This is a genomic window from Mycolicibacterium neoaurum ATCC 25795, from assembly GCF_000691525.1.
Taxonomy (GTDB): Bacteria; Actinomycetota; Actinomycetes; order Mycobacteriales; family Mycobacteriaceae; genus Mycobacterium; species Mycobacterium neoaurum.
This window is the reverse complement of sequence record NZ_JMDW01000012.1, coordinates 64,088-77,679: the sequence shown is the minus strand read 5'-3', so window position 1 is coordinate 77,679 and position 13,592 is coordinate 64,088. Positions and strand designations below refer to the sequence as shown.

General features: G+C 67.5%; 15 protein-coding genes. 6 read left to right on the top strand and 9 right to left on the bottom strand.

Features of this window, described 5'->3' with window-relative positions; all coding sequences use genetic code 11:
- Window positions 1-2: 2 nt before the first annotated feature.
- Window positions 3-1,055: an LLM class flavin-dependent oxidoreductase gene (locus tag IC40_RS0118025; RefSeq protein ID WP_030136091.1), complete on the top strand. Its 1,053-nt coding sequence runs from the start codon at window positions 3-5 to the stop codon at window positions 1,053-1,055.
- Here IC40_RS0118025 and IC40_RS0118020 read toward each other — a convergent pair.
- The 3 genes from IC40_RS0118020 to IC40_RS0118010 are packed head-to-tail and all read right to left on the bottom strand — an operon-like array spanning window position 1,052 to window position 2,477.
- Window positions 1,052-1,495 carry a nitroreductase family deazaflavin-dependent oxidoreductase gene (locus tag IC40_RS0118020; RefSeq protein WP_081650048.1) on the bottom strand — a complete coding sequence of 148 codons (444 nt, stop codon included), beginning with the start codon at window positions 1,493-1,495 and terminating at the stop codon, window positions 1,052-1,054. The two genes, IC40_RS0118025 and IC40_RS0118020, sit on opposite strands and share 4 nt — an antisense overlap.
- A 9-nt stretch (window positions 1,496-1,504) precedes the next feature.
- Window positions 1,505-1,942 carry an HIT family protein gene (locus IC40_RS0118015; RefSeq protein WP_030136090.1) on the bottom strand — a complete coding sequence of 146 codons (438 nt, stop codon included), beginning with the start codon at window positions 1,940-1,942 and terminating at the stop codon, window positions 1,505-1,507.
- A 46-nt stretch (window positions 1,943-1,988) separates the two neighbouring features.
- A complete protein-coding gene (locus IC40_RS0118010) occupies window positions 1,989-2,477 on the bottom strand; it encodes a DNA-deoxyinosine glycosylase (RefSeq protein ID WP_030136089.1) in 489 nt (162 codons plus the stop codon).
- A 38-nt stretch (window positions 2,478-2,515) separates the two neighbouring features.
- Between IC40_RS0118010 and IC40_RS0118005 the strand changes: the two genes are divergently transcribed.
- On the top strand, window positions 2,516-3,646 hold the full coding sequence (locus tag IC40_RS0118005; RefSeq protein WP_030136088.1) for an adenylate/guanylate cyclase domain-containing protein: 1,131 nt from the start codon (window positions 2,516-2,518) through the stop codon (window positions 3,644-3,646).
- Here the strand turns inward: IC40_RS0118005 and IC40_RS0118000 are convergent.
- The gene (locus tag IC40_RS0118000) at window positions 3,643-5,982 is read right to left on the bottom strand and encodes a heavy metal translocating P-type ATPase (RefSeq protein WP_030136087.1); all 2,340 of its coding nucleotides are present in this window, start codon (window positions 5,980-5,982) and stop codon (window positions 3,643-3,645) included. The two genes, IC40_RS0118005 and IC40_RS0118000, sit on opposite strands and share 4 nt — an antisense overlap.
- 62 nt (window positions 5,983-6,044) lie before the next feature.
- Window positions 6,045-6,248: a cation transporter gene (locus IC40_RS0117995; protein WP_030136086.1), complete on the bottom strand. Its 204-nt coding sequence runs from the start codon at window positions 6,246-6,248 to the stop codon at window positions 6,045-6,047.
- Window positions 6,249-6,333: 85 nt separating this feature from the next.
- Here IC40_RS0117995 and IC40_RS0117990 point away from each other — a divergent pair, with 85 nt between their 5' ends.
- Complete coding sequence (locus tag IC40_RS0117990; RefSeq protein WP_030136085.1) at window positions 6,334-6,975, top strand: DUF305 domain-containing protein; 642 nt, start codon at window positions 6,334-6,336, stop codon at window positions 6,973-6,975.
- Here the strand turns inward: IC40_RS0117990 and IC40_RS0117985 are convergent, their stop codons facing one another.
- Window positions 6,976-7,845, bottom strand: coding sequence for an AIM24 family protein (locus IC40_RS0117985; protein ID WP_030136084.1), 870 nt, complete (start codon window positions 7,843-7,845; stop codon window positions 6,976-6,978).
- 81 nt (window positions 7,846-7,926) lie between these two features.
- On the opposite strand from IC40_RS0117985, the gene IC40_RS0117980 reads away from it, so the two are divergent.
- The gene (locus IC40_RS0117980) at window positions 7,927-8,130 is read left to right on the top strand and encodes a hypothetical protein (RefSeq protein ID WP_030136083.1); all 204 of its coding nucleotides are present in this window, start codon (window positions 7,927-7,929) and stop codon (window positions 8,128-8,130) included.
- 4 nt (window positions 8,131-8,134) lie between these two features.
- Here the strand turns inward: IC40_RS0117980 and IC40_RS0117975 are convergent, their stop codons facing one another.
- Window positions 8,135-10,018, bottom strand: coding sequence for an ABC transporter ATP-binding protein (locus tag IC40_RS0117975; RefSeq protein WP_030136082.1), 1,884 nt, complete (start codon window positions 10,016-10,018; stop codon window positions 8,135-8,137).
- Entirely contained in the window at window positions 10,015-11,742 is a 1,728-nt protein-coding gene (locus IC40_RS0117970; RefSeq protein ID WP_030136081.1) for an ABC transporter ATP-binding protein, read from the bottom strand. The genes IC40_RS0117975 and IC40_RS0117970 overlap by 4 nt, the downstream gene beginning before the upstream one ends.
- 158 nt (window positions 11,743-11,900) lie before the next feature.
- Between IC40_RS0117970 and IC40_RS0117965 the strand changes: the two genes are divergently transcribed.
- Window positions 11,901-12,431: a DUF3558 domain-containing protein gene (locus tag IC40_RS0117965; RefSeq protein WP_036462012.1), complete on the top strand. Its 531-nt coding sequence runs from the start codon at window positions 11,901-11,903 to the stop codon at window positions 12,429-12,431.
- Complete coding sequence (locus IC40_RS0117960) at window positions 12,428-12,985, top strand: DUF3558 domain-containing protein (protein WP_030136079.1); 558 nt, start codon at window positions 12,428-12,430, stop codon at window positions 12,983-12,985. The genes IC40_RS0117965 and IC40_RS0117960 overlap by 4 nt, the downstream gene beginning before the upstream one ends.
- On the opposite strand, the gene IC40_RS0117955 is transcribed toward IC40_RS0117960, so the two are convergent.
- The gene (locus tag IC40_RS0117955; RefSeq protein WP_030136078.1) at window positions 12,982-13,473 is read right to left on the bottom strand and encodes a SixA phosphatase family protein; all 492 of its coding nucleotides are present in this window, start codon (window positions 13,471-13,473) and stop codon (window positions 12,982-12,984) included. The two genes, IC40_RS0117960 and IC40_RS0117955, sit on opposite strands and share 4 nt — an antisense overlap.
- Between the last annotated feature and the right edge of the window lie 119 nt (window positions 13,474-13,592).

Sequence of the window (13,592 nt, the reverse complement as noted above, 5' to 3'; positions counted from 1 at the left end):
TAATGCGTCTATCTGTCCTGGACCTCGTTCCTGTCCGTACCGATCAGAGCACCGCCGACGCGGTGGCGGCGACCGTGCAGGTCGCGCAGACCGCCGATCGGTTGGGCTTCACCCGTTACTGGGTGGCCGAACACCACAACATGCCCGCGGTGGCGGCGACCAGCCCGCCCGTGCTGCTGGCCTATCTGGCCAATCAGACCGAGCGGATCCGGCTCGGGTCGGGTGGGGTGATGTTGCCCAACCATGCGCCGCTGGCCGTCGCCGAACAGTTCGCCCTGCTGGAGGCGATGGCCCCCGGACGTGTCGACCTGGGCATCGGCCGGGCGCCGGGATCCGACCCGGTGACGTCGATGGCGCTGCGCGGGGCGCGTGCGGCCAACGACGAGGACATCGAGCGGTTTCCCGACTACCTCGACCATGTCGCGGCCCTGATGAGCACCGGTGGTGCGCGGGTGGGACTGTCGCGGGGGATGCTGGCCCAGCAGGACTACACCCTCAAGGCGACTCCGGCCGCGGTCGGGGAGTGCACGTTGTGGCTGTTGGGTTCGTCGATGTATTCGGCGCACCTGGCCGCCGCCAAGGGCCTGCCGTACGTGTTCGCCAACCACTTCTCCGGTCAGGGGACCGCCGAGGCGCTGGCCACCTATCGTGCCGAATTCCGGCCCAGCCCTGAGCTTTCCGCGCCGCGGACCTTCCTGACCGTCAATGCGTCGGTGGCCGACACCGCCGAGGAGGCGCATCGGTTGCTGCTGCCGAATCTGCAGATGATGGGCCGATTGCGCACCGGCCGTCCGCTCGGGCCGCTGGATCTGGTCGAGAAAGCCGAGGCCACTTCGGTATCGGCGCAGGAGCAGTTGATCATCGACTCGTCGGTGGCGCGCACCGTCGTCGGGGACGCTGCCGGCGCGGCCGATCAGATGCGGGCGCTGGCAGCGGAATTCGACGTCGACGAGGTGATGGTGAATCCCGTCGCCTCGGCTTTCGCCGGCACCGCGGCAGACACCGCGCCGGCCCGCGAGCGCACGTTGGAGCTGTTGGCCAAGGAACTGCTCTAGGGGCTCAGCACGATCACCGGGATGGGCCGCGATGTGCGCTTCTGATAGCCGATGTAGCGGTCCTTGTTACCGCGCATATCGTTGACGATCCGCCACAACCGGTCGAAATCGGGATCGCCGGGAAATACGGCCCTGGCCGTCACCGGAATGCGCCGCGGACCGACGTTGATCTCGACCTGCGGGTTGGCCTTCAGATTGTGATACCAGCCGGGCGCCTTGGGCTCGCCGCCCTTGGAGGCCACCACCAGGTAGTCCTCGCCGTCGCGGGCGTAGGTCAACGCGTTGGCCCGGGCCAGTCCGGTCTTGGCGCCGACGGTGTGCAGGATCAGGGCCTTGGGGCCGAACGGGATCGTGTGGCCGATCCGGCCGTCGGTGGCCTTGTACAGCTTGTCGTGCAACAACAGCAGCGGAAGCCCGATGTATCGCTCCCATGGCGGCATGCTCATGGGTCAATCCTGCTCGGCCGCGTCGAGTTCTGCCAGTGCGGTGCGCAACAGTCGCCCGGACTCCTCGCGGTCGGGGTCGCGGCGCACCAGCATGCCCTTGGCGAAACTCAGTTTGTCGCCGGCGCGGCGCGGGACGACATGCAGGTGAATGTGGAACACCGTCTGGAACGCCGCTTTGCCATCGTTGATGGCGATGTTGTTGCCGTCGGCGTGCAGGCCGGAGCGCCTGGCCGCACGAGCGATGCGCTGGCCCAGTGCGGCCATCGCCGCGACGGTGTCGGGTGCGGTGTCGGTCAGGTCGACGCTGTGGGTCTTGGGGATCACCAGGGTGTGACCGCGGGTGAAGGGGCGGATGTCGAGGATCGCCAGCAGGTCGTCATCCTCGTGGATGCGGACGGCGGGCGCCTCACCGGCGATGATGGCGCAGAACACGCAGGACATGCAGACACCGTATCCGCCCGCCTCGGCCGGTCCGTCCGTCCCGCGGTCAGCCGAGCGCGTCCCGCCAGTGCCGCAACTTCTCGGCATAGGCCATCGTGTGCGCCGGGCTGGTGGACGGTAGTTGCACTATCGGCAGGTCCGGCGCATCGACGACCAGCCTGCGATGGTTGCGTTCGGCGGCCTTGCCGTTGAACACCAGCCGGCCGATGCCGGGGTGGTCGCGCAGCAATGCGCCGATATCGTTGGCCACCATGCTGGCCGGCTCGATCGCCGAGTCGAGGCTGCCGATCCGCCGGCACGACTTCAGCACATCCCACACCGCGACGCCGTGCCCGGCCAGCGCCGCCGCGCGGTGCGGGTAGGGCGCGTCCGGCTCGAAACCGTAGATGTCGGCGCAGATCCGCCAGAAGGCGTTGCGCGGATTGCCGTAGTACTGCCGATGCTCGAGGGACAGTGCGCTGGGCATGTTCCCCAACACCAAGATGGTGGGGTGCGCGCCGATGATGGGCGCAAGGCCGTGCAGCACATCGCTCACCGCCCCGATCTTGCCCGCCGGCGGTATAGGTTGGCCCGGTGGGTAGCGACTCCGATATCGGCTTCGACGTCGAGGCCTCCGGCCTGCTCGACGGGCTGACCGGTCAGGCTCGTGCCGACCGGGCCGAACTGATCCCATGGTTGCTGGATCAGGGCGTCACGGTCGAACAGATCCGCGACTGCGACGAACCGGTCCTGTTGGCGTCGCGCCGGATCCTTGGCGATGACGGCGATTATGTGTCCGCCCGCGAGATCTGCGAGAGCACCGGTATCGATCTGGAGCTGCTGCAGCGGGTTCAGCGGGCGCTGGGCCTGCCACGGGTCGACGATGTCGACGAGCCTGCGCACCTGCGTGTCGATGGTGAGATAGCCCGCTATGCAAAGCAATTCGCGGATATGGGTATCGACGAGGACAATATCGTCCTGGTCGTGCGGGCGCTCGCCGACGGATTGTCCAAGACGGCCGAGGCGATGCGGTTCACCTCGATGGCGGCGGTCATGGCCCCCGGGGTCAGCGAGCTGGATGTCGCGGTGGCGTCCGAAGCGTTGTTGCGACAGGTCAACCCGCTGCTCGGCCCGCTGATCGAGGACATGCTGCGTCTGGAACTGCGCCGCACCATGGAGTCCGATGCGGTGACCGCGGGCGAGCGTGCCGAGGGACGGCCACTACCGGGTGCCCGGGAGGTGACCGTCGCGTTCGCCGATCTGGTGGGCTTCACCAAGCTGGGCGAGGCGGTGCCGCCCGAGGAACTCGAAGGTCTGGCCAACCGGCTGGTGCAGACCACCCACGAGGTGGTCGCGCCACCGGTGCGATTCGTCAAGTCGATCGGCGATGCCGTGATGCTGGTCAGTCCCGAACCGATGGCGTTGTTGACGGCGGTGCTGGCGCTGCTGGAAGCCGCGGGTGCCGATGACGAATTCCCGCGACTGCGGGTGGGTTTGGCCTCGGGGAAGGCGGTCAACCGGGCGGGCGACTGGTTCGGCAGCCCGGTCAATCTGGCCAGCCGTGTCACCGGCGCGGCCCGGCCCGGCGCCGTGCTGGTCACCGAGGCGGTGCACGATGCGATCGGCGAGGACGCCGGCATCGAGTGGTCCTTCGCGGGCGCCAAACGGCTCAAGGGCATCAAGGACGAGGTCAAGCTGTTCCGGGCGCGCTACGGTCCCGGTTAGCCCACCCGAGTGCCTGCGGCGTCTGTGCTCGGCGAGAACCGGCGCAGCCGCAGACTGTTGCTCACCACGAACACCGAACTGAAGGCCATCGCGGCGCCGGCGATGATCGGGTTGAGCAGGCCGACCGCGGCCAGCGGTAAGGCCGCGACGTTGTAGGCGAACGCCCAGAACAGATTGCCCTTGATGGTGCCCAGCGTGGCACGGGACAGCCGAATGGCATCGACGGCGGCACGCAGATCCCCGCGCACCAGGGTCAGATCCGATGCCTCGATGGCAACATCGGTGCCGGTGCCCATCGCCAGGCCGAGATCGGCGGTGGCCAGCGCGGGTGCGTCGTTGACACCGTCGCCCACCATGGCGACGACATGGCCCTCGGCCTGCAGCGAGGTGATCACGTCGACCTTTCCTGCGGGCAGGACCTCGGCGACCACCCGTTCGATACCCAATTGGCCGGCCACCGATTCGGCGGCCCGGCGGTTGTCACCGGTCAACAGGATCGGGGTGAGGCCGAGCCCGCGAAATCCGGAAATCGCTTCGGCGGCGGTGTCTTTGATGGTGTCTGCCACCACGATGACGGCGCGGATCTGCCCGTCGGCGGCGAACCAGATCGGGGTATGTCCATGGGTGGCAGCCTCATCGGCGACCTGCACCAGGCGCTGCGGTGCTTCCAGCGACCAGTCCGCGCGCAGCCAGCTGAGTCGGCCGGCGGCCACCGCCCGGTTCTCGACCACCCCGGTGACGCCGAGGCCGCCGTGATTGGTGAACCCGTCGACCGCCGGCAGCGGGCCGCGCCGGGCCGCATACTCGCTGACAGCACGCGCGATCGGATGTTCGGAGCCGTGCTCCAACGCGCCGACCGATCTGAGGATCTCATCGGCGTTCTCGCCGTCGGCGACGTGCACGTCGACAACCGACATCCGGCCGGTCGTCACGGTCCCGGTCTTGTCCAGGACGACGGTGTCCACCCGACGAGTGGATTCCAGGATCTGAGGTCCCTTGATCAGAATGCCCAACTGAGCACCGCGGCCGGTACCGACCAACAGCGCGGTCGGGGTGGCCAGGCCCAGGGCACACGGGCAGGCGATGATCAGCACGGCGACCGCCGCGGTGAAGGCGGCGGCCGGCGCACCTCCGGCCAACAACCAGCCCACCAGGGTGGCCAGTGACAGCACCAGCACGATCGGGACGAAAACCGCCGAAACCCGGTCGGCCAGCCGCTGGACGTCGGCCTTACCGCTCTGGGCATCGGTGACCAGGCGGGCCATCTGCGCCAGTTGGGTGTCGGAGCCGACATGGGTGGCGCGGACCTCCAGCCGCCCGGACACGTTCACGCACGCACCGACCACCGAATCGCCGACGGTGACCTCCAACGGCACCGGCTCACCGGTGAGCATCGACGCGTCGACGGCCGAGGTGCCCGCGGTCACCACACCGTCGGTGGCGATCTTCTCGCCCGGGCGCACCACGAAGGTGTCCCCGACGGCGAGTTGCGTTATGGGGATGCGGATCTCACCAACCCCGGTGTTTTCCCCCGTCGCTTCGCTCGCCCCGGTGCTTTTCCCCGTCGCTTCGCTCGCCCCGGTGCTTTTCCCCGTCGCTTCGCTCGCCCCGGGGCGCAGCACGGCCACATCCTTGGCGCCCATGTGCAGTAGTGCCCGCAGCGCGGCGCCGGACTGCCGTTTGGCCCGCGCCTCGAAGTATCGCCCGGCCAGCAGGAAGGTCGTCACTGCGGCGGCGACCTCGAGGTAGAGATGGGGTTCGTTGCTGCGCGAGATGAACTCGAACGGCATCTTCATACCCGGCATCCCGGCGTGGGTGAAGAACAGTGCCCACACCGACCAGAGGTAGGCCGCGGTGACGCCCACCGAGATGAGCGTGTCCATGGTGGCCGCCCCGTGGCGCAGGTTGGTCCAGGCGGCCCGGTGGAACGGCCAGGCGCCCCACACCACCACCGGGGATGCCAGGGTGAGGGTCAGCCATTGCCAGTTGTCGAACTGCAGTACCGGGATCATCGAGAGTGTGACCACCGGCAGGGACAGTGCTGCCGAGATCAGCAGCCGCTGCCGCCACGGTGCGGACTCGTCGGGTTCGGTTTCGGTGCCGTCGGTTTCGGTGCCGTCGGGCCGGGCGGCGGGCACCGCGGCGGTGTACCCGGTGGCCTCGACGGCGGCGACGAGATCCTCCGGTGTGACGGTGTCGGGGTAGTCGACCCGCGCCTGTTCGGTGGCGAAGTTGACGCTGGCTTCGACACCGTCGATCCGGTTGAGGCGCTTCTCTATCCGGGCCGCACACGATGCGCAGGTCATGCCGCCGACGTCGAGGGTGACGGTGCTCATCTCGCCTCCGGTTCTCTGACGTTGTGGTGGGGGTGGCGGCGTGCGGGCGCCTGCCGGGTAGGTCAGGCCGGTACGGCCACGTCGTAGCCGGCGTCCTCGATGGCGGCCGCGAGGGTTTCGGTCGCCGCGCTGCCTGCCACGGTGACGGTTCCCGCGCTCAGATCGACATCCACCGAGGTCACACCCTCGACGGCGGTGAGTGCGGCGGTGATGGACTTTACGCAGTGGCCACAGGTCATACCGTGGACGTTGAGGACGATGCTCATGCCGCCATGATATACCGGTAGGGGGTATGGGTAAACGTCTACGTCCACGTCTGTAGGGAGGAACACATCGATGAGGAAATCGGCGATGGCCATCGCAACGGGAATCGCAACGGGAGCGGCCGCCGTCCTGCTATTGGCAGGCTGTACCAGTCAGTCCGAACCCGCCGCCGACGGTCACACCGACCACGGCCATGACACCGGTCAGGAGAGCGGTCACAGCACCAGTCACGATGGCAGCGGGGCAAACCCCGGCCCCGGCGCCGACGCCGGCACGCACAATGGCGACGACATCGCGTTCGCCCAGCACATGATTCCGCACCACAGCCAGGCTGTGGAGATGGTCGACATCCTGCTGGCCAAGCCCGACGTGGATCCACGGGTGGCCACCCTGGCCGAGCAGATCCGCGCCGCGCAGGCGCCCGAGATCGAGCAGATGCAGGGCTGGCTCGACCAATGGGGCAACCCGCCGATGCCCGCCATGGACCACAGTTCGATGGACGGCATGGTCGCACCCGCCGATATCGAGAAACTGCGCGCGGCACCGGGTCCGGAGGCAACCAAGCTGTTCCTGCAGCAGATGATCGGACACCACGAGGGTGCGGTCACGATGGCCCAGAGCGAGATCGACGGCGGGCAGTACCCACAGGCCGTCGACCTGGCCCGGGCCATCATCGACAGTCAACAGAAAGAGATCGACGAGATGAAGTCGATCCTGGACAGCCTCTGACTATTGCACCGGGATGGTGATGCCCTCTGAGGGCTGCACGATCACGAATCCCTGGCCGTGGAAGGCGACCTGCACGGCCTCACCGGAGCCGCGACCGATCAGGGCACCCGCCTTGAAGCTGGTCTTGAGCTGGGTCTGCAGGTTCGCCGACCAGGCCACCACCGCGTTGGTGTCGGCGTAGGTCGGCGCCTCGGCGGCATTGAGCACCACCGGCGGTCCGTCGGTGGTCAGCGCAACCCACCCACTGCCCCGCAGAGTGGTGTTGAAAAGGCCACCGACGGCGATGCTGCCGCCCTTGACCCGCTCGATGTTCCAGTCCAGGCTCGACGAGAAGGCCAGCACGTTCTTACCGCTGATCGACAGGCCCGAGTTCGTCAGATGCAGCAGGTGCACGTAGTTGGCCTGCTCGGCCAGGAACACATCACCCTGGCCCTGGACGCGCATCAGCGGAAGACCTTCGCCGGTCAGCGCCTTCTTCAGGAACTTGCCTGCCCCGCCGCCCTCGAAGGCGAAATCGACGTTGCCCTGGTAGGCGACCATGGAACCCTGCCGGGCCATGAACGGCTCGCCGACCCGGACCCGCAGCAGCCGCTCGTTCTGCAGCGCGATCGCCGACGACTCCTTCTCGCTGAACCGTCCGTCGATCAGATCGCCGCTGATACCGCTGAACCCGTCTCCGCCCTGCTGCGGGGTTTCCTGACGAGCGGCCGCGGCCTGCTCGTCCTGCGGGTGGCTACCGGCGCCGGGCGGCGGGCCGAGCGGGGACGCGAAAACCTGGCCCTGGTGGGATACCTGGTCGGTCCAGTTCTGCCCGTCGTACCAGCGGTACTCGTAGCGTCCCTCGGGATCCCGCAACCACTGACCACTCACCGTGTACTCCTCAACGTCATCGTCTCGTCCAGTATCCGATCACCGCATATCCAATCACCTCACGCTGGCATGCTGGATCACATGGCAGCTGACGAGATCGATCGGGTCCGGGGTAGAAGTGCGTTGGCGGTGGTCAAGCAGCATCCGGGCATGGTGTTGTTCCTGGCCTCGCCGGCGATCATCGGGTTGATCGCGGTGTGGTGGTTCGCCGGTGCCGGGTGGGCGGCACTGCTGTTGGTGGCGCTGGTACTCGGCGGGGGAGTCGCGGTGCTCGTCAAGCGCTGAACCGTCAGGCGCGGGCCATCTCCCAGTACTCACCGCGCCGGGCCAGCAGTTCGGCATGAGTGCCGCGCTCGACGATCCGGCCGGCCTCCATCACCAGAATCTGGTCGGCGTCGCGGATCGTGGACAGCCGATGGGCGATGATGAAACTCGTCCGGTCCCTGCGTAACTCGGCCATCGCCTGTTGGATCAGCAGTTCGGTGCGGGTGTCCACCGAGCTGGTCGCCTCGTCGAGGATCAACAGCTGGGGGCGGGCCAGCACCGCTCTGGCGATGGTGATCAGTTGCTTCTCGCCGGCACTGATCGCACCGCCGTCATCACCGACGCGGGTCTGGTAACCCAGCGGCAGCGTCTGCACGAACCGATCGACGTGGGCTGCGTGGGCGGCCGCGTGCACCTCGTCGGCATCGGCATCCGGTCGCCCATAGGCGATGTTGTCGTAAATGGTCCCGCTGAACAGCCAGGTGTCCTGCAGCACCATGCCGATCCGCGAACGCAGGTCGGCCCGCGGCATGGTGGCGATGTCGACATCATCGATGGTGATCCGGCCGGAGTCGGCGTCGTAGAACCGCATCAGCAGGTTCACCAGCGTGGTCTTACCGGCCCCGGTCGGCCCGACGATCGCGACGGTGGAGCCGGGCTCGGCGATCATCGACAGCTCGTCGATGACGGGGGAGTCGGGCCGGTAGCCGAAGGACACCCGCTCGAACCGCACCCGACCAGGGCCGACCGGCCGGGTGGACGGCGGTGCATCCGCGGACTCCTCCTCCGCGTCGAGCAGTTCGAAAATCCGCTCTGCGCTGGCGATCCCGGACTGCAGTGCGTTGTACATCGCGGCGACCTGCGTCAGCGGCTGGTTGAACTGGCGGACGTACTGGATGAAGGCCTGGATGCTGCCGAGGGTGATCTGCCCGGTGGCGACCTGGATACCACCGACCACCGCGACGGCGACGTAGCTGAGGTTGCCGATGAAGGTGGTGGCGGGTCCGACCAACCCGGAAAGAAATTGTGCGGCAAGGCTGGTGCGGTGCACATCGGCGTTGAGCGTGTCGAACTGCCGGCCCGCCGCGGCCCGGTGACCGTAGGTCTTCACGACCGTGAAACCGCTGTAGGTCTCCTCGATATGGGCGTTGAGCCGGCCGGTGTTGGCCCACTGCTCGGCGAACAGCTTCGCCGACCGGCGGGCGATGGCGCGGGTCGCCCACAGCGACAGCGGGACGGTGAGCACGGTCAGGGCCGTCAGCAGCGGGGAGATCGTCAGCATCGCCACCAGCACGGCCAGCACCGTCAGCACCGAGGTGAGCAGCTGGCTGATCGCCATGCCCAGCGTGGACTGCACATTGTCGACGTCATTGGTGACGCGGCTGAGTAGTTCGCCGCGCTGACGGCCGTCCACATAGGACAGCGGAAGCCGGTGCACCTTCTGCTGGATATCGGCGCGCAGCGTCATCATGGTGCGTTGCACCACCACGTTGAGGATGCGTGCCTGCAGCCATACCAGCAGCGCGGCAATCAGATACAGCCCGAGTGCAAGCAACAGGGTGTGCGCGACCGCGGTGAAATCGATGCCGTCGCCCGGGACGACGTTCATCCCGGACAACAGGTCGGCCAGGCTGTCGTCACCGCGGGCCCGGGCGGCGGCGATCGCCTCCTCCTTGCTCAGCCCGGCCGGCAGTCCGCGGCCGATGACACCGTCGAACAGCAGGTCGGTGGCGTGGCCGAGGATTCGTGGCCCGATCACGCCGATCGCGATGCCGCCGACGGCCAGCATGATCACCGTCGCGGTCAAGAGGCGTTGCGGGGTCAGTCGTTTCAGCAGCCGCAGCGCCGAACCGGTGAAATCGCGGGAGCGGACGGTCGGCGCTTGTGTCCCGCGCATTGGTCGCGTCATGCGATCCCCACCGACTGGGAATCCACGAATTCCACGTATGTCCGGCATGTCTGCAGCAGCGACTCGTGGGTGCCGCTGCCCACCACGATGCCGTCCTCGATGACGATCACCTGATCGGACTGGGCCACGGTGCTGATCCGCTGCGAGACGATGATGACGGTGGCCGATCCGGACACCTGCCGCAGCGCGGTCTGCACCCGGGCGTCGGTGCGGGTGTCCAGGGCAGAGAAGGCGTCGTCGAACAGGTACACCGCGGGACGGCGGATCACCGCGCGCGCGATGGCCAGTCGTTGCCGCTGCCCACCCGAGAAGTTGATGCCACCTTGGGCCACCCGCATGTCCAGGCCGTCGGGATGAGCGCGTACGAAATCGTCGGCGGCGGCCACCCGCAACGCGTCCCACATCTCGTCATCATCGGCGTCGGCTTTGCCGTACCGCAGGTTGTCTGCGACGGTTCCCGAGAACAGGTATCCGCGCTGGGGCACCAGCCCGACGGCCCCCCAGAGATCCTCGGTGTCATAGGCGCGCACGTCGACGCCGTCGAGGCGGGCCGATCCGCTCGTCACATCGTAGAGCCGGCAGATCAGCGACAGCAGCGTCGACTTTCCCGAACCGGTGCTTCCCACGATCGCCGTCACGGTGCCGGGCCGGGCGGTCAGCGAGACTCCTTGCACCACAGCACGGTCGGCGCCCGGATAGCTGAATGTGGCATTTTCCAGCGTGATCTCACCGCGCAGATCGGTGCCGTCGACAGGCGCGGCGGGATTGCCGATCTGTGCGACGGTGGACAGCACCTCGGTGATCCGCTCCGCGCATGCCGAGGCGCGTGGCAGCAGTACCAGCAGCAGGGTGGCCATCACCACCGCCATCAGGATCTGCATGAAATAGGCCAGGAACGCGATCAGCGAGCCGACCTGCATCTGGCCTGCATCGATGCGCTGACCCCCGAACCAGATCAACGCGACGCTGGAAATGTTGATCACCAGCGTCGTGGCGGGCAACATCAGCGCCTGCCATCGCCCGGCGATCAGTGCGGTATCGGTCAGTGCCGTGTTGGCCTCGGCGAAACGTTCCCGCTCCAGCGGCTCCCTGGCGAATGCGCGGACCACCCGGATACCGGCGAGTTGTTCGCGCATCACCCGGTTGATGTTGTCGATCAGCCGCTGCATCGACCGGAAGATCGGCAGCAGCTTCGACACCACCCACCAGTTCGCCACAGCAAGCACCGGGACACTGACCAGGAGCAGCCAGGACAGGCCGGCGTCCTGGTGGATCGCCATGGCGATGCCGCCGACCCCCATGATCGGCGCGGTGATCAGCATGGTCGCCGTCATCTGCACCAGCAGCTGGATCTGCTGGACATCGTTGGTGGTGCGGGTGAGCAGTGTCGGCGCGCCGAACCGGGCGCTCTCGGTGGCCGAGAACGTCAGTACATGGCCGAAGATGGCGGCGCGCAGATCACGGCCGAACCCGATCGCGGCGCGGGACCCGAAGAACACCGCGCCGACCGCACACACCACCTGCAGTGCGGTGACACCGAGCATCACCAGGCCGAGGTCGACGATGCGGCCGGTGTCGCCCTGGGCGACGCCGTCATCGATGATCGCGGCGTTGACCGTCGGCAGATACAGCGATGCCAGCGTGCTGATCACCTGCAGCACCGCCACCACCGCGAGCAGCCCGCGGTAGGGCCGCACGTGGTGGCGCACCAGTGCCAGCAGCATGTGGTCACTCTTGCACACCGCGCTGTCTGGACCACTCATCGGCCGAGACACGAAAAGGCTGGTCAATCCGTATGTCGACGGTGTGGTGCGGGTCGGCCGCTACAGTGCATGTCGTGATCTTCCGACGCGGTGACGCCCGACTCAGCTGCGCGGCGAAGATGCTGGTTGTCGCCACTGCGGTGCTGCCCGTCGTCGTCGCGTGTTCGGACTCCGAGAGCCCGAGTACCCCCTCGGTGCCCTCGACCACGGAGTCCGCCCCGGAGGCCCAGCACGGGCCGGTGTTCCCCGAGTGCGGTGGCATCAGCGATGAGACCGTTGCCCAGCTGACCCAGGTCCGTGGGCTGGTCAACACGGCGCGCACCTCCGTGGGATGCCAGTGGCTCGTCGGCGGCGGCATCATCGGCCCGCACTTCTCGTTCACGCACTTCCGCGGCAGTCCGATGGGCCGCGAACGCAAGACCATGGAGCTCTCGCGGGCCAGCGTCGAGGATGTCAGCATCGAGGGACACGACGGTTTCGTCGGTATCGGCGAGGACCTGGTGCTCGGCCGGAACCTCTGCGAGGTCGGTATCGGATTCGGCGACGATTTCATCGAGTGGTCGGTGAGCTACACCCAGAAGCCGTTCCCCGATGCCTGTGAAGTGGCCAAAGAACTGACCCGCCAATCGATTGTGAATGCGCAGCGATGAGCATGATGAAGCGTCCGTTGACGGTGGTTGTCGCGCTGCTCGCTGCGCTGACGATGGTGCTCGGAGTGCAGGGCTGCTCACGTGCGGTCGACGGCACCGCGATCAAATCCTCAGGGGCGGGGCCGCGCAACAACGACTCCCAGCGCAGCTACCCGAACCTGCTCAAAGAGTGCGATGTGCTGACCGAGGACATCCTGGCCGAGACCGTGGGCGCCGACCCGCGCGACATCCAGAGCACCTTCGTCGGAGCGGTGTGCCGCTGGCAGGCCGCCAACCCGAACGGTCTGGTCGACATCACCCGGTTCTGGTTCGAGATGGGCAGCCTGGACTACGAGCGCCAGGTCGCCCAGGAGCTGAAGTTCGGAGTCGAGGAGCGCCGGATCGCCGGTGTCCAGTCGATCGTCATGCGTAACCCCACCGACGCCAATGCCTGCGGGGTGGCCAGCGATGCCAGCGGCGTCGTCGGCTGGTGGGTCAATCCGCAGGCACCGGGCATCGATGCCTGCGGGATGGCGATCAAGCTCATGGAACTGACGCTGGCCACCAACTCCTAGCGGGGTACGTGGAATTCGGCCAGGCGTGCGCCGCCGAGCTGCAGGTCGCGCCATGAACAGCTGACCTCCAGCCGTGATATCGCCGAGGTCGGGTACTTCGACTCGATCTCGGTCACGGTCGCGGGATCGCTGTCGTCACCGGCCAGACCGAGCGCCAAACCGGACATCACCGGCTCGTGCCCGACCACCAGCAGCGTGGACACCTCGTCGCCGATGTCGTTGATCTCGGCCAGCACGATCCCTGGCGTGGAGTCATAGAGGCGATCGACGAAACGCACCGGTGCGTCGATCCCGGTGCGCTCCAGCGTCAGCCGGGTCCTGGTGGCCGTCGAACACAGCACCGCGTCGACGGTCGGTGCGTTCGACCGCAGCCACTCGCCGGCCAGCCCCGCCTCACGCTCACCGCGCGGGGCCAGCGGCCGCTGGTGATCGACGGTATCGGCCGGGTAGTCCGACTTGGCGTGGCGCAGCAACAACAGGGTCCTCATCGCAACCAGGCTAGGCCACAGCGAGGCCATGCCGATGCACCTCCCGGGACTTGTCGGGGGCCCGACCTAGACTCACCGCGGGGTCTTTTCCAGGACCGGGAGACGAACACGGAAGGGAG